The 13,886-nt window shown below is 71.8% G+C and carries 15 protein-coding genes; 11 read left to right on the top strand and 4 right to left on the bottom strand.

Going from position 1 to position 13,886, the window contains the following annotated elements; translation table 11 throughout:
* Positions 1-37: 37 nt before the first annotated feature.
* On the bottom strand, positions 38-622 hold the full coding sequence (locus U9R90_RS27890) for a TetR/AcrR family transcriptional regulator (RefSeq protein WP_411059442.1): 585 nt from the start codon (positions 620-622) through the stop codon (positions 38-40).
* A gap of 161 nt (positions 623-783) precedes the next feature.
* Between U9R90_RS27890 and U9R90_RS27885 the strand changes: the two genes are divergently transcribed.
* The 3 genes from U9R90_RS27885 to U9R90_RS27875 all read left to right on the top strand — a co-directional run bounded on the left by U9R90_RS27885 (position 784) and on the right by U9R90_RS27875 (position 3,226).
* Complete coding sequence (locus tag U9R90_RS27885; RefSeq protein ID WP_411059441.1) at positions 784-2,124, top strand: ferric reductase-like transmembrane domain-containing protein; 1,341 nt, start codon at positions 784-786, stop codon at positions 2,122-2,124.
* A gap of 34 nt (positions 2,125-2,158) precedes the next feature.
* Complete coding sequence (locus U9R90_RS27880; protein ID WP_411059440.1) at positions 2,159-2,353, top strand: hypothetical protein; 195 nt, start codon at positions 2,159-2,161, stop codon at positions 2,351-2,353.
* Between the two features lie 90 nt (positions 2,354-2,443).
* Complete coding sequence (locus U9R90_RS27875; RefSeq protein ID WP_411059439.1) at positions 2,444-3,226, top strand: sulfite exporter TauE/SafE family protein; 783 nt, start codon at positions 2,444-2,446, stop codon at positions 3,224-3,226.
* 15 nt (positions 3,227-3,241) lie between these two features.
* Here U9R90_RS27875 and U9R90_RS27870 read toward each other — a convergent pair whose 3' ends face one another.
* The 3 genes from U9R90_RS27870 to soxR all read right to left on the bottom strand — a co-directional run bounded on the left by U9R90_RS27870 (position 3,242) and on the right by soxR (position 5,244).
* Positions 3,242-3,898 carry a class F sortase gene (locus U9R90_RS27870; protein WP_411059438.1) on the bottom strand — a complete coding sequence of 219 codons (657 nt, stop codon included), beginning with the start codon at positions 3,896-3,898 and terminating at the stop codon, positions 3,242-3,244.
* Between the two features lie 112 nt (positions 3,899-4,010).
* On the bottom strand, positions 4,011-4,526 hold the full coding sequence (locus tag U9R90_RS27865; RefSeq protein ID WP_411059437.1) for a hypothetical protein: 516 nt from the start codon (positions 4,524-4,526) through the stop codon (positions 4,011-4,013).
* A 262-nt stretch (positions 4,527-4,788) separates the two neighbouring features.
* Complete coding sequence (gene soxR, locus U9R90_RS27860) at positions 4,789-5,244, bottom strand: redox-sensitive transcriptional activator SoxR (protein ID WP_411059436.1); 456 nt, start codon at positions 5,242-5,244, stop codon at positions 4,789-4,791.
* A gap of 52 nt (positions 5,245-5,296) precedes the next feature.
* Here soxR and U9R90_RS27855 point away from each other — a divergent pair, with 52 nt between their 5' ends.
* The 8 genes from U9R90_RS27855 to U9R90_RS27820 all read left to right on the top strand — a co-directional run bounded on the left by U9R90_RS27855 (position 5,297) and on the right by U9R90_RS27820 (position 13,799).
* On the top strand, positions 5,297-5,914 hold the full coding sequence (locus U9R90_RS27855; protein ID WP_411059435.1) for an NADPH-dependent FMN reductase: 618 nt from the start codon (positions 5,297-5,299) through the stop codon (positions 5,912-5,914).
* 166 nt (positions 5,915-6,080) lie between these two features.
* Complete coding sequence (gene cutA / locus U9R90_RS27850) at positions 6,081-6,410, top strand: divalent-cation tolerance protein CutA (RefSeq protein WP_411059434.1); 330 nt, start codon at positions 6,081-6,083, stop codon at positions 6,408-6,410.
* Complete coding sequence (locus U9R90_RS27845; protein ID WP_411059433.1) at positions 6,407-6,838, top strand: gamma-glutamylcyclotransferase family protein; 432 nt, start codon at positions 6,407-6,409, stop codon at positions 6,836-6,838. The genes cutA and U9R90_RS27845 overlap by 4 nt, the downstream gene beginning before the upstream one ends.
* 270 nt (positions 6,839-7,108) lie before the next feature.
* A complete protein-coding gene (locus U9R90_RS27840; RefSeq protein ID WP_411059432.1) occupies positions 7,109-8,422 on the top strand; it encodes a deoxyguanosinetriphosphate triphosphohydrolase in 1,314 nt (437 codons plus the stop codon).
* A 199-nt stretch (positions 8,423-8,621) separates the two neighbouring features.
* Complete coding sequence (locus tag U9R90_RS27835) at positions 8,622-9,884, top strand: NAD(P)/FAD-dependent oxidoreductase (protein ID WP_411059431.1); 1,263 nt, start codon at positions 8,622-8,624, stop codon at positions 9,882-9,884.
* A gap of 29 nt (positions 9,885-9,913) precedes the next feature.
* Entirely contained in the window at positions 9,914-11,818 is a 1,905-nt protein-coding gene (gene dnaG, locus U9R90_RS27830) for a DNA primase (protein ID WP_411059430.1), read from the top strand.
* A 269-nt stretch (positions 11,819-12,087) separates the two neighbouring features.
* Complete coding sequence (locus U9R90_RS27825) at positions 12,088-13,437, top strand: RNA polymerase sigma factor (protein ID WP_411059429.1); 1,350 nt, start codon at positions 12,088-12,090, stop codon at positions 13,435-13,437.
* Positions 13,437-13,799 (top strand): VOC family protein, encoded by a 363-nt coding sequence (locus tag U9R90_RS27820; RefSeq protein WP_411059428.1) that lies wholly within the window; start codon positions 13,437-13,439, stop codon positions 13,797-13,799. The genes U9R90_RS27825 and U9R90_RS27820 overlap by 1 nt, the downstream gene beginning before the upstream one ends.
* Positions 13,800-13,886: the final 87 nt, after the last annotated feature.

Genomic DNA, 13,886 nt, shown 5'->3' with positions numbered 1-13,886 from the left:
GAAGAAGCGCATGCGTCATAGCGCTTCCGGCCTCTCGTCAGTCCAGCAGGAGCAGTGCCTGCTCCGCGGCGTCCCGCACCCGCGCCGGGTCCCCCGACGCCTTGCCGACCACCCGGATCCCCTGCAGCAGCACCAGCAGCATCCGCGCCAGGGCGAGCGGGTCCCGGACCCGGGAGAGCTCGCCCTGTGCCTGGGCCCGTACCAGCGCGGCGCGCAGCGGGGTCTCCAGGTGGTCCCAGCCGATCTCGACGCGGCGGGCCGCGGCGGGGTCGTGCGGGGCCAGTTCGGCCGCGGTGTTGGTGACGAAGCAGCCGTTCAGGCGCACCTCGTCGGCGCTGGCCTCGGCGGCGAACCGGCGCACCACCGCGCGCACGGCGGGCAGTACCGGTCCCGGCTGGGAGAGCTCGTCCAGCAGGATCGGGTCGAGGGTCTGCGTATACCGGTCCATGGCCTTCAGGTACAGCTCGCGCTTGTTCCCGAACGTCGCGTACAGGCTGGCGCGCCCGATGCCGAGGTGCTCCACGAGGTCCGCCATCGACGTCGCTTCGTAACCGCGCCGCCAGAACAGCTCGAGAGCCGACTGCAGCGCGGCGTCCGGGTCGAATTCCTTGGTCCTGGCCACGGAGATGACTCTAGGGCGAACTGGAACGATCGGTCAAGATCTCTGTTGATGCCCGAGGCTTAATCGGTGGTGAGGGGATGCTCAAAGCAACCTTAAGGATCAGTCATACGCCCCTGACCAGCCATTTTCCCGGTCGCACAGCCCCTATCTTCGGCGTCGTGATGACCCAGGCGACCCACCCCACCCCCGTCCCGCCGCTCCGGGCCGCCCCGAAGGTGCTGCGGGGCGGGCTCGTCGGTGGGGCCAGCGCGGTGGTCGGGCTGTGGGCGGTGCAGGTCGAGGTGTCGGCGCGGCTGGACGCGCTGTTCGCGACCGGAGCGCACCTGACCGGGCTGCTGGCCGGGTACGGGGTGCTGGCGATGCTGCTGCTGATGGCTCGGGTGCCCGCGCTGGAGCACGGGGTCGGGGCGGACCGGCTGGCGCGGTGGCATGCGGCAGGCGGGCGATGGGTGCTGTCGCTGTGCGCCGCGCACGCGGGGCTCGCGCTGTGCGGGTACGCCGTACACCGTGACATCGACCTGGTGTCCGCCACGGCTGATCTGCTCGGTTACCCAGGGCTCGCGGCCGCCGCACTCGGCACCGCACTGCTGGCGGCGGTGGGCGTCACGTCGGCGCGTGCGGTGCGGTGCCGGGTCTCGTACGGGACCTGGCGGGGCGTCCATCTGCTCACCTACGCCGGGGCCGCGCTGGCCTTCGCGCATCAGCTGGTCGGGCCCGACATCGCGGGCAGCGTGGCGGCGGTGTGGGTATGGGCGCTGCTGCACACCGGGGTCGCGGTACTCCTGGTCTGGTACCGCGTGGTGGTGCCGGTGCGGCAGGCACTGCGGCACAGCCTGCGGGTGCTGGAGGTGCGCAGGGAGGGGCCGGATGTCGTCTCCGTGGTGATGCGGGGCAGCGGGCTCGACCAACTGTGCGCCGAACCAGGGCAGTTCTTCCGCTGGCGGTTCCTGCGGCGCGGGCTCTGGCACTCGGCGCTGCCCTTCTCGCTCTCCGCGCCGGTGCGCGACGACACGCTGCGCATCACCGTCAAGGCCATCGGCGACCACACCCGCCGCGTCCGGCGTCTCAGACCCGGCACCCGGGTACTGGCCACCGGACCCTTCGGGGCGCTGACCGCCCACCGGCGCACCCGGCGCAAGGTGCTGCTGCTCGCGGGCGGCGTCGGCATCACCCCGATGCGCGCGCTCTTCGAGACGCTGCCCGGCGGGCCGGGGGACATCACGCTGCTGTACCGGGCGAGTTCGGCGGAGCAGTTGGTCCTGCGTACGGAGTTGGAGGCGATCGCGCGTGCCAGGCGGGCCGGGCTGCACTATCTGCTCGGCCCCTCCGACGCCGCCTTCGACCCGCTCGCCCCCCAGGCGCTGCGCAACCTGCTGCCCGACCTCGCCGAGCACGACGTCTACCTCTGCGGCCCGCCCGGTATGGCGAGTTCGGCGGTCATCGGGCTCGTACGGGCCGGGGTGCCCGAAGAACGTATCCACACCGAGAACTTCGCCTTCTGAGAAGGAACACTGAGACGGAACGCTGAGACTGAACGTGGGAAGACACCGCAGACCTCGCCGTCAGACCACCCAAACCCCCACGCGCCAAGCCCGCCGCAGGCTCGCCGCCTCGCTGGCCGGAGCGAGTGCGCTCGCCGCGACCCTGCTCACCGTCGTGGTGGAACCGGCCGCGCCGCCCGCCCCCGACCGGCCGACCATCGGCGACGCAGAGCCACAAGCGGCCCCGTAACCGCACTCTGGGTGACGGGAACCTCAGAAGGCGCTCAAGGCTCCAGGGATTCATGGACGGCACACCTATCGGCTTCGTAGTGTCGCGATCATGCCCGAGATATCCCTGACCATGGTCGTTGTGCTGTGCCTCGCCGCTCTGGCGGCCGGATGGATCGACGCCGTGGTGGGCGGCGGGGGACTGCTGCTGCTTCCCGCGCTGCTGCTGGGGCTGCCGGGCAGCACCCCGCCCGCGTACGCGCTCGGCACCAACAAGGCGGTGGCGATCGTCGGTACCACGGGCGCGGCCGTGACGTTCGCGCGGAAGACCACCCTGGAGATGGGGACCGCCGTCCGCATCGGTCTCGCGGCGCTCGCCGGTTCGATGGTCGGCGCGTTCTTCGCCGCGGGGATCAGTCAGGACGTACTGCGCCCCATGATCATGGTGGTGCTGCTCGGGGTGCTCGCCTTCGTGATGCTGAAGCCGACCTTCGGCTCCACGGCCGTCGCCGGGCCGCCCACCCGGCAGCGGGTGATCGCCGCGATCGTCCTCGCGGGGCTGGGGATGGGCTTCTACGACGGGCTCTTCGGGCCCGGCACCGGCACCTTCCTGGTGCTGACGCTGTCCGCCGTGCTGCACATGGACCTGGTGCACGCATCGGCGACCGCGAAGATCGTCAACGTGTGCACCAATCTGGGTGCCCTCGCGATGTTCTCGTACAAGGGCACGGTGTACTGGCAGCTCGCGGCGCTGATGGCGGCGTTCAACCTGGTGGGCGGCATGACCGGGGCGCGGATGGCGCTCAAGCGGGGGAGCGGGTTCGTGCGCGGGGTGCTGGTGGTGGTCGTCGTGTCGCTGGTGGGGAAGCTGGCGTACGAGCAGTGGCTGGGGTGAGCGGGCTGCGAGGGCTCAGACGGTGTCCGTGAGGTGGGCGAAGACCACCACGTTGCCCAGATAGCCGGTCTTCTTCGAGTAGCCGCCACCGCAGGTGATCACCCGTAGCTCGGGGCGGTTCGCGGCGCCGTACACCTTCTCGTCCGGGAAGGCCCGGCTGTCGTACACCTCGACGGCGTCCACGGTGAACACCGCGGTCCTGCCGTCCTCGCGGGGCACCTCGATGGTGTCGCCCTTCTTCGTGGCGCCCAGCGAGTAGAAGACGGCGGGGCCCTGCGCGTTGTCGACGTGCCCGGCGACGACGGCGGTGCCGCGCTCGCCAGGCGATGTGCCCGCCTCGTACCACCCGGCGAGCGAGGGGCGTTCGGCGGGCGGCGCGTTCAGGCCCCCTTCGGCGTTGAGGCCGAGGCCCATCAGCGGGGCGTCGACCCGCAGGGCGGGGATACGTATCCGCGTCGGCGGGGACGGGGCCAGTGCGGGGGCCGCGTCCAGGTCCACCGACCCGCCGGTGGGGCGGTCCGCTGCCTGGGCGGCTGAGGGCTGCGGGGGTGCGTGGGCCGCGCCGTTCTGCAGCAGCCAGATGCCGGAGCACAGGGCCGCGACGGTGACGGCTCCTATGGTCGCGCTGACGGCCCTTTTGGTGAGGGCGAGGGTGAGGTGCGCAGGGTGCATGGGGTCCCCTCGGGTGTGGCGCCCGTGTCCCCGTCCCCCTTCGAGCCGCGTGCGGCCGCGGACGCGAAGGGGGCGGGGCTGGCGGTACCGGTGGACAGCGGAGGATGTCCGGTCAGATCCCGTCGCCTCTCGCACGGCGATGCAGGAGCCAGGTACCGCCCGCGGCGGCGACGGCCAGTGCCGCCACACCCGCCGCGGTCTTCAGCGGGTCGGGGCCCAGAGCGCCGCCGACCCCTGTCTTTACATGCCCCTTCGGGGTCACCTGTTCCCTGGAGGTGAGGGTGACGACCAGGTCGCCCGACACCTCCTTGCCGTTGGTGCACTTCGCACGGATCGCGTACGTGCCGGGGGAGGCCGAGGTCGGGACCTTGAACTGCCCGATCGCGTCCTCCTGGTGCGTACTGGGCGCCAGCTTGAACGCACCCGCGCCGACCGCGCTCGCGTCGCCTGCGGCGGTGCCGCCCGAGCCGCACGCGGTGGTGTTCGCCGTCACCTCGCTGCCCGGTGTCGCACTCGGCGGATAGATCTCCAGGGCGGCCGGGTCCGCCGCCAGAGCGGGGGCTGCGGCCAGCCAGGCCGAGGCGGCGGCGAGCGCGGTACCGGTCAGCAGGCGGGTGGCGGTGCCCATGTGTTCCCTCCGTCAGGGCGTGGCCCGCGGCACCCCCATGTGCCGCTGAGTCGGTCGCGCCCTTGCTACCGAGGAAACCGGGCGTCGCCCGACCACGCCTGTCGATGAGGCGTCAGAAACCTGGCGAACGAGCGGTTCCTGACGTACCGACGGGAACGTCGCAGCAGGTCACCGGCGCGTCGGCGGAAAGAATCCGAAGGGCGGCTGCTAGGGCTGTGAACGGGTGACCGGCGGTTCCACCGCCCGGCCTCCGCTCTCGCTCTCAGTCCTCGATCAGGCGGCGCGGGCCCGGTCCATGGCTCGCGAGTTCGTCGTACGGGTTGGACAGCGCGCAGCGGTCCAGGGACAGGCAGCCGCAGCCGATGCAGTCGGTGAGGTTGTCGCGCAGCCGCTGCAGGGTGCGGATACGGGAGTCGAGGTCGGCGCGCCAGCACTCGGAGATCCGGGCCCAGTCCTCGCGGGTGGGGGTGCGGTCGTCCGGGAGCAGGCCCAGTACCTCGCGGATGGTGGCCAGGGGCAGGCCGAGCCGCTGCGAGGTGCGGATGAAGGCGATCCGGCGCAGCGTCTCGCGGCTGTAGCGGCGCTGGTTGCCCGAGGTGCGGCGGCTGGTGATCAGGCCTTCGCGCTCGTAGAAGCGCAGGGCTGAGGCCGCGACGCCGCTGCGTTCGGCCAGTTCCCCGACGGTGACTTCCCTGCTGTCAGGTGTGAGGCGCGTCATGCCCGACATCGTAGCTTGACTTCAACAAAGGTTGAGGTATGAGCCTTAAGGCATGACAACAGCTGCTGAGCACACCACCGTTGCCCCTGCCCACTCCGACGCCCCGCTGCGGGTGGCCGTGATCCTCGGCTCCAACCGCGAAGGCCGCTTCGGGCCGGTCATCGCCGACTGGTTCCTCTCCCGGGTGCGGGAACGTGCCGACTTCGAGGTGGACCTGGTCGACGCGGCCGCGGCCGAGCTGCCCACCTCCTTCCGCCAGTCGCCGGAGGCGGCGACCGCGCTCGGCGAGGTCACGCCGAAGCTCGCCGCCGCCGATGCCTTCGTCGTCCTCACCCCCGAGTACAACCACTCCTTCCCGGCCGCACTGAAGAACGTCATCGACTGGCACCGCGGCGAGTGGCAGGCCAAGCCCGTCGCCTTCGTCTCGTACGGCGGAATCTCCGGAGGGCTGCGCGCGGTGGAGCAGCTGCGGCAGGTCTTCGCCGAGCTGCACTCCGTCACGGTCCGGGACACGGTCTCCTTTCACAACGCGGGCGCGCACTTCGACGACAGCGGCAGGCACCGGGACCCGGCCGAGGCCGACGCGGCGGCCAAGACGATGCTGGACCAGCTCGGCTGGTGGGCACGGGCCCTGCGGGACGCGAAGGCGGTCCGGGCGTACGGGGCGTGACCTCTGCGGACGGACGCCGTCCAGGATCTCGGCCAGATCTCAGCCGGTATCTCAGCCGATATCTCGGCCGGGGCCTCAGCCGAGTTCTCGGTCGGGAGTCCACCACAATCGACGGTGGACCCCGGCCGAGCGGCCGCGGGGCGACGACCGGCTGAGAGGACGGGCTATGCAGACAGCGTTCACCGTACTGACGGTGCTCACGACGACGGACGCCGCGGACAAGGCGGAGGCCATCGCCCGCGGGGCGGTGGCCGCGCGGCTCGCCGCGTGTGCGCAGATCGCGGGACCGGTCACCTCCGTCTACCGCTGGAACGGCAACATCGAGACCGACGACGAGTGGCAGGTCCTGCTGAAGACGACAGCGGAGCGTTACCCCGAACTCGAGGAGTGGATCACCGCGGCCCACGACTACGAGACCCCGGAGATCATCGCCACCCCCGTCCTGCGCGGCAGCGCGGCCTACCTGGACTGGGTGGTCCGGGAGACCACCCGGTGACACGGCTTCCCTTCTTCGTCTACGGCACCCTGCGCCCCGGCGCCCACAATCACGAGCTGTTCCTGCGCGGCCGACTGACGTCCGCCGAGCCGGGCCGACTGCGGGACGTCGTGCTGTACGAGGGACCCGGCTACCCGTACGCCGTCGAGGAGCCCGGCAGCGGCGCTGTGGTGCACGGCGAACTGCTCACCGTGCTCCCCGCGTCGTACCCCGCCCTCCTCCAGGCCCTCGACCGCCTGGAGGACCACAGCCCCGGCGACCCCGACAACCTGTACGAGCGGGTCGCCAGGGACGTGACCCGAGCCTCCGACGGGGCACCGGTGCACGCCTGGGTCTACGTCGCGTCCCCTCGTGTGGCCCGCACCCTGCGGACCACTGGAACCCCCATCCCGGGCGGCGACTGGCTCACCCACCATCCCAATCGGTGACAACCGCGACCGGCGGAGGGCGCGGCCCGTGTGCGTGCCCAGGCACGCACACNCTGACCCGGATCACCGCCCAACTCGGCAGCCAGCTCGGCCGGATCTCACTCAGCGGCGTCCGCCACCCGCAACCCCAGCCCACCGCTCCCGCGCCCACCCTCTCCTGACTCCTCCCGACCCTCTCCCACTCCCTCCCGACCTCTTTTCGACATCTGCCGGACCGGCCCGGACCCCGCCCGTATCCGGTTTGTCCCCGCTGCCGTCTAGTGTCAGTGCATGGAAGGTACGCACGACACCACCGGCACCCCGCACGACAAGTCCTACGACGACGCGGCCATCGAGCGCTGGGCCGCCGAGCCCGACAAACGTCCGGGCCGCACCGCCTTCCAGCGCGACCGCGCGCGGGTGCTGCACTCCGCCGCGCTGCGCCGCCTGGCAGGCAAGACCCAGGTCGTCACCCCCGGCACTCGCAGTCCCGTCTGGGACGCCAGCCCGCGCACCCGGCTCACCCACTCCCTGGAGTGCGCCCAGGTGGGCCGTGAGCTGGGCGCCGCACTCGGCTGCGACCCGGACCTGGTGGAGACCTCCTGCCTCTCGCACGACATGGGCCACCCCCCGTTCGGGCACAACGGCGAGCAGGCGCTCAACGAGTTCGCCGAGGACTGCGGCGGCTTCGAGGGCAACGCCCAGTCGCTGCGGCTGCTCACCCGGATCGAACCCAAGCGCTTCGTCCGCTCCCCGGACACCGGCGAAGCGGTCAGCGTCGGCCTCAACCTCACCCGCGCCGCCCTGGACGCCGCCACCAAGTACCCATGGCCTCGCGGCGGGCACCCCACCGACCCAAAATCAGCCAAGTTCGGCGTGTACGAGGACGACCTCCCGGTCTTCGGCTGGGTCCGCGAGGGCGCCCCGGCCGGCCGCACCTGCTTCGAGGCCCAGGTCATGGACTGGTCCGACGACGTGGCGTACTCGGTACACGACGTCGAGGACGGACTGCACGCGGGCCACCTCGACCCCAACGCCCTGCACGCCGAGGCCGAGCGCCAGGACGTCTTCGCGGTCGCGATCGGGCGGTACGTGCCCGATGACACCGACCCCGCGGAGCTCGCCGAGGCCCTGGACCGACTCCTGGAACAGGAGTGGTGGCCGCACGGCTACGACGGGTCCGCCGTCGCCCAGGCCCGCCTCAAGGACGCCACCAGCCAGCTGATCGGCCGCTTCTGCCTGGCCGCCGAGGTCGCCACCCGCGCCGCCTTCGGCACCGGCCGCCTTACGCGCTACGCCGCCGAGCTCGTCGTACCGCACGAAACCCGCCTGGAATGCGCCGTGTTGAAGGCCGTCGCCGACCGCTATGTGATGCAGCGCGACGAACAGGAGCGGCTCCGCGCCGATCAGCGCGTCATCATCGCCGAGCTGGCCGCGGCCCTCACCGCCCGCGCCCCTCAGGGCCTGGACCCGCAGTTCCGGGCTTTGTTCGACGAGGCACCCGACGAGCAGGCCCGCAAGCGGGTGATCGTCGATCAGATCGCCGCGCTCACCGACGCGTCCGCGCGCTCCCTGCACGCCCGGTTCACCGGGACGCGCCCCTGAACCAGGAGGAACCCGCACCAGCGATGTCAGTGCCCCATGATGTGATCGAGTCAGGAACAGGCCCTGCCTCTTCCCGCAGCACGCCGTGTGCGGGACGCTCGCAAGGGCAACTGGCTGGCAGGGCGGCAGGGCCGTACGGCACGAGGGCGACGCGGACGCGACGGCCGAGGCGGTGCGGCAGGGCGTAAGGAGGCACCAAGTGGTCGATGCGGACCAGACATTCGTCATCGTCGGAGGCGGGCTCGCCGGAGCGAAGGCGGCCGAAACCCTGCGCGCCGAGGGATTCACCGGCCGGGTGATACTCATCTGCGACGAGCGCGACCACCCCTATGAACGCCCTCCCCTGTCCAAGGGCTATCTGCTCGGCAAGGAGGAGCGCGAGAGCGTCTTCGTGCACGAGGCGGCCTGGTACGCCCAGGCGGACGTCGAGCTGCACCTCGGTCTGCCCGCCGTGGCCATCGACCGGGACGCCAAGGCGGTACGCCTCGGGGACGGCACCACGGTCCGCTACGACAAGCTGCTGCTCGCCACCGGCGCCGAGCCCCGCCGCCTGGACATCCCCGGCACCGAACTGGCCGGCGTGCACCACCTGCGCCGCCTCGCCCACGCCGAGCGGCTGCGCGGCGTCCTGGCCTCGCTCGGCCGGGACAACGGCCACCTGGTCATCGCGGGCGCGGGCTGGATCGGCCTGGAGGTCGCCGCCGCGGCCCGCGAGTACGGCGCCGAGGTCACCGTGGTCGAGCCGGAGCCGACCCCGCTGCACGCGGTCGTCGGGCCCGAGGTGGGCCGGCTCTTCGCCGACCTGCACCGGGACCACGGCGTCCGCTTCCACTTCGGCGCCCGGCTCACCGAGATCACCGGCCAGGACGGCATGGTGCTGGCCGCCCGGACGGACGACGGCGACGAGCACCCCGCGCACGACGTACTCGCCGCGATCGGCGCCGCCCCACGGACGGCACTCGCCGAAGCCGCGGGCCTGGCCCTGGCCGACCGGACGCACGGCGGCGGTATCGCGGTGGACGCCTCGCTCAGGACCAGCGATCCGGACATCTTCGCGGCCGGCGACGTGGCGGCCGCCCAGCACCCGCTCTACGAACACCGGCTCCGCGTCGAGCACTGGGCCAACGCGCTGAACAGCGGCCCCGCAGCGGCCCGCGCGATGCTCGGCCAGGAGGTGACGTACGACCGCGTGCCGTACTTCTTCTCCGACCAGTACGACGTGGGGCTCGAGTTCTCCGGCTGGGCGCCCCCGGGCGCGTACGACCAGGTGCTCATCCGCGGCGACGCCGGAAAGCGCGAGTTCATCGCCTTCTGGCTGGCCGACGGCCGGGTGCTGGCCGGGATGAACGTCAATGTGTGGGACGTCACGGACCCCATCCAGCAGCTCATCCGCACCGGCGCCCGCCCGGCCCCCGAGAAGCTGGCAGACCCGTCCGTCCCGCTCACCTCCCTCATCGAATGAGTGTCAGCGCGCCACCGTAGACTTACCGCGTGGCTGGCAGGATCAATGACGAGGACGTGAAGGCGGTACGGGACGCGGTCCCGATCGACGCCGTCGTGTCCGAGTACCTCCAGCTGCGCAACGCCGGCGGTGGCAACCTCAAGGGCCTCTGTCCGTTCCACGACGAAAAGTCCCCCTCCTTCCAGGTCAGCCCCAGCAAGGGGCTCTTCCACTGCTTCGGCTGCCAGGAGGGCGGCGACACGATCGCCTTCGTGATGAAGATCGACCACCTCTCCTTCTCGGAGACGGTCGAGCGCCTGGCCGCCACGGCGGGCATCACGCTGCGGTACGAGGAGGGCGGGTACAACCCCGCACACCAGCGCGGCGAGCGCATCCGCCTGGTCGAGGCCCACAAGATCGCCGCGCAGTTCTACGTCGAGCAGCTGGAGAGCGCCGAAGCCGAGATCGGCCGGAAGTTCCTGGCCGAGCGCGGCTTCGACCAGGCCGCCGCCGCGCACTTCGGAGTGGGCTACAGCCCGGCCGGCTGGGACCACCTCACCCGCTTTCTGCGCGGCAAGGGCTTCACCGACAAGGAGCTGGTGCTCTCCGGGATCTCCCAGGAGGGCAGACGCGGCCCGATCGACCGCTTCCGCGGCCGTCTGATGTGGCCGATCCGGGACATCTCGGGCGAGGTCGTGGGCTTTGGCGCGCGCAAGCTGCGCGAGGACGACAACGGCCCGAAGTACCTCAACACCCCCGAGACCGCGATCTACAAGAAGTCCCAGGTCCTGTACGGCATCGACCTGGCCAAGAAGGAGATCGCCAAGACCAGCCGAGCCGTGGTCGTCGAGGGCTACACGGACGTCATGGCCTGCCACCTCGCCGGGGTCACCACCGCCATCGCCACCTGTGGCACGGCCTTCGGCGGCGACCACATCAAGATCCTGCGCCGCCTGCTCATGGACCACGCCACGGCCGAGGTGATCTTCACCTTCGACGGTGACGCGGCCGGCCAGAAGGCCGCGCTGCGGGCCTTCGAGGACGACCAGAAGTTCGCCGCCGAGACCTCCATCGCGATCACGCCGGGCGGCATGGACCCCTGCGACCTGCGCCTCGCCGAGGGAGACGGCGCGGTGAGCGCCCTGGTCGAATCCCGTACGCCGCTCTTCGAGTTCGCCATCCGGCAGATCGTGAAGCGGCACAACCTGGACACCCCGGCCGGGCGGGCCGCCGCGCTCGACGAGGCCGCACCGATCGTCGCCAACATCAAGAACGTCGCGATCCAGCACGAGTCCGCCGTCCAGCTCGCCGGCATGCTCGGCATCCTGGACACCCAGTTCGTGGTCAAGCGGGTCGGCCAGCTGGCCCGTTGGGCCCGCGACCGCGGCGGCCGGGGCCCCGCCCAGGCGGCACCGACGCGCGGCCCGCAGCCCACGTACACCGAAGCCCCGCAGCCCCCCGGCGGCCCCGCGCTCAACCTGCGCAGCCCCGCCCACCGCACCGAGCGCGAGCTGCTCAAACTCGCCCTGCAGCGCCCGGACCTGGTCTCCCCGGCGTTCGACGCGTACGGCGCCGACGAGTTCACCGCGCCGCCGTACGCGGCCGTACGCCAGGCCATCGAGCAGGCGGGCGGCGCCGAGCAGGGCGTCCAGGACGCCCCCGGCTATCTCGCCCAGGTCCGCGACATCGCGCCCGACGACACGGTGCGCGCCATGGTCACCGAGCTCGCCGTCGAGGCGATCATGCACAAGAAGGTCGACGAGGCGTACGCGGGTGAGCAGCTGGTGAAGGTCCGGCTGCGCGCAGTCGACCGCCGTATCCAGGATCTGCACGGCGCGCTCGCCCGGCTCGGCGCGGGCGCGGACCCCGGACAACTGACGGCGGCCCAGAACGAGTTGTGGGTGCTGCAGCAGTACCGCCAGGCGCTCCAGGTACAGGGCGCCGCGGCGCTCTGAGCCGCGCCGGCCGCCGATCCGCGCCGCGCGCTGAGCCGCGCCCAGCTCCGAGCCGCGCCGCGCGCTGAGCCGCGCCCAGCTCCGCGCCGCGCTGAGCCGCGCCGGGCTCCGCGCCGCGCGCCGAACCCTCGCGCCGGGCGCCGCCACAGGCCTCCAGATCACCCGTTAGAGAGGTTTCGGACGGGGTAACCGGTCGGTAACGGCCCGGACTCAAAAAGTCACCGCACGCCCCTCGTGGCGGAGATGTGTCGTACTCCACACTGGGTGCGGTGCCTGAGTCCTCGGAGCGCGGCCGGCCCACCGAGCGTGGGCCCGACAACCCCGCGGATCCGCTCATCGATTACGGGACGGACGGCGGCGCGGCCGCTTTCCCCGTTCCGCTGCCGCACGCCCCCGAACCGGCAGCGATCACCCTGGAGGTCGCCCCCGTGCAGACCCAGACCCAGCCGCAGAGCCAGACGCGGACCCTGCTCAAGACCAACGGCGAATCCGCCGCTGCCACTCCCACCGCCGCCGACGCCCAAGGCGCCGGCGCGGATGTCATCACGGCCGTCCCGCCGCAGAGCCGGGCCGTACACCACCCCGAGGTCGAGCCGGAGCGGGCGGCGCCCCCCGAGCCGGTCGAAGCGGCCGAGCCCGCCGCCGACCTGCCCGAGGCGCCGGAGCCGCCCGAACCCCGCGTCCGCCCTGACACCTCGGGGCCGTCATCCGACCTCTTCCGCCAGTATCTGCGCGAGATCGGCAGGATTCCGCTGCTCACCGCGGCCGAGGAGGTCGAGCTCGCCCGCCGGGTCGAGGCCGGCCTCTTCGCCGAGGAGAAGCTCGCGCGGATCGCGGGCACCTCCGACCCCGACTCCCAGCTCGCGCTGGACCTCGACAAACTGGTCGTCATGGGCCGGATGGCCAAGCGCTGCCTGATCGAGGCGAACCTGCGCCTGGTCGTCTCGGTCGCCAAGCGGTACGTGGGCCGCGGGCTGACCATGCTCGACCTGGTCCAGGAAGGGAACCTCGGCCTGATCAGGGCGGTGGAGAAGTTCGACTACGCCCGGGGCTACAAGTTCTCCACGTACGCCACGTGGTGGATCCGCCAGGCCATGTCCCGGGCGCTCGCCGACCAGGCCCGCACCATCCGGGTCCCGGTCCACGTCGTCGAACTGATCAACCGCGTGGTCCGCGTGCAGCGCCGCATGCTGCAGGAACGCGGCTACGAACCCACCCCCGAGGAGGTCGCCAGCCACCTCGACCTGCCGCACGAACGGGTCAGCGAGGTGCTGCGCCTCGCCCAGGAGCCGGTGTCGCTGCACGCCCCGGTCGGCGAGGAGGACGACGTCGCACTCGGCGACCTCATCGAGGACGGCGACGCCGCGTCGCCCGTCGAGTCCGCCGCGTTCCTGCTGCTGCGGGAGCATCTGGAGGCGGTCCTCTCCACCCTCGGCGAACGCGAACGCAAGGTCGTCCAGCTCCGCTACGGCCTGGCGGACGGCCGCCCCCGCACCCTGGAGGAGATCGGCCGCATCTTCGGCGTCACCCGCGAGCGCATCCGCCAGATCGAGTCCAAGACCCTCAACAAGCTCCGCGACCATGCGTTCGCTGATCAGTTGCGTGGTTACCTGGACTGATGTTGACCATGGGTACGACTGTCCTCGGTGTTGACGATGTGCATCGCGCGTATGCGTTCTGGAGCGCGGCTCTTGGGTACGTGCCGCGTGATGCCGGGGCGATCGAGGACTCGGTGATCCTGGTCCCGCCGGATGGGCGGGCCGGGGCGCATCTGGCCCTGGATACGAGCGAGACGCCGGTGCAGTCGCGGCCGCGCGTGCACCTTGATCTGTACGCCGCGGATCAGCGGGCCGAGGTTGAGCGGCTGGTGGCGCTGGGCGCGGCGGTTGTCGACTGGGAGTACCCGGATGACGCCGACTTCGTCGTGCTCGCCGATCCCGAGGGCAGCCGGTTCTGCGTCGTGGACAAGTCGGAGATTTGACCGCCCACCCCGCCCCTTCCCGAAAGGCATCGCCGGGCGGGGGGGAAGGCATCGCCGGCCGGGCTGAAAGTCAGCCCGGCCGGCGAT

Origin of the sequence: Streptomyces sp. E11-3, assembly GCF_046540415.1 — a bacterium.
Taxonomy (GTDB): Bacteria; Actinomycetota; Actinomycetes; order Streptomycetales; family Streptomycetaceae; genus Streptomyces.
The sequence above is the reverse complement of the archived record's forward strand: the minus strand, read 5'-3'. Positions and strand labels throughout refer to the sequence as shown.

What these genes read in the sequence shown, in the direction of transcription:
- U9R90_RS27820 (WP_411059428.1), top strand. Translation starts at nt 13,437, where the DNA reads ATGTTGACCATGGGTACGACTGTCCTCGGTGTTGACGATGTGCATCGC.
- U9R90_RS27875 (WP_411059439.1), top strand. Translation starts at nt 2,444, where the DNA reads ATGCCCGAGATATCCCTGACCATGGTCGTTGTGCTGTGCCTCGCCGCT.
- U9R90_RS27840 (WP_411059432.1), top strand. Translation starts at nt 7,109, where the DNA reads ATGGAAGGTACGCACGACACCACCGGCACCCCGCACGACAAGTCCTAC.
- soxR (WP_411059436.1), bottom strand. Translation starts at nt 5,244, where the DNA reads ATGACGCGCCTCACACCTGACAGCAGGGAAGTCACCGTCGGGGAACTG.
- U9R90_RS27870 (WP_411059438.1), bottom strand. Translation starts at nt 3,898, where the DNA reads ATGCACCCTGCGCACCTCACCCTCGCCCTCACCAAAAGGGCCGTCAGC.
- U9R90_RS27865 (WP_411059437.1), bottom strand. Translation starts at nt 4,526, where the DNA reads ATGGGCACCGCCACCCGCCTGCTGACCGGTACCGCGCTCGCCGCCGCC.
- U9R90_RS27885 (WP_411059441.1), top strand. Translation starts at nt 784, where the DNA reads ATGACCCAGGCGACCCACCCCACCCCCGTCCCGCCGCTCCGGGCCGCC.
- U9R90_RS27855 (WP_411059435.1), top strand. Translation starts at nt 5,297, where the DNA reads ATGACAACAGCTGCTGAGCACACCACCGTTGCCCCTGCCCACTCCGAC.
- cutA (WP_411059434.1), top strand. Translation starts at nt 6,081, where the DNA reads ATGCAGACAGCGTTCACCGTACTGACGGTGCTCACGACGACGGACGCC.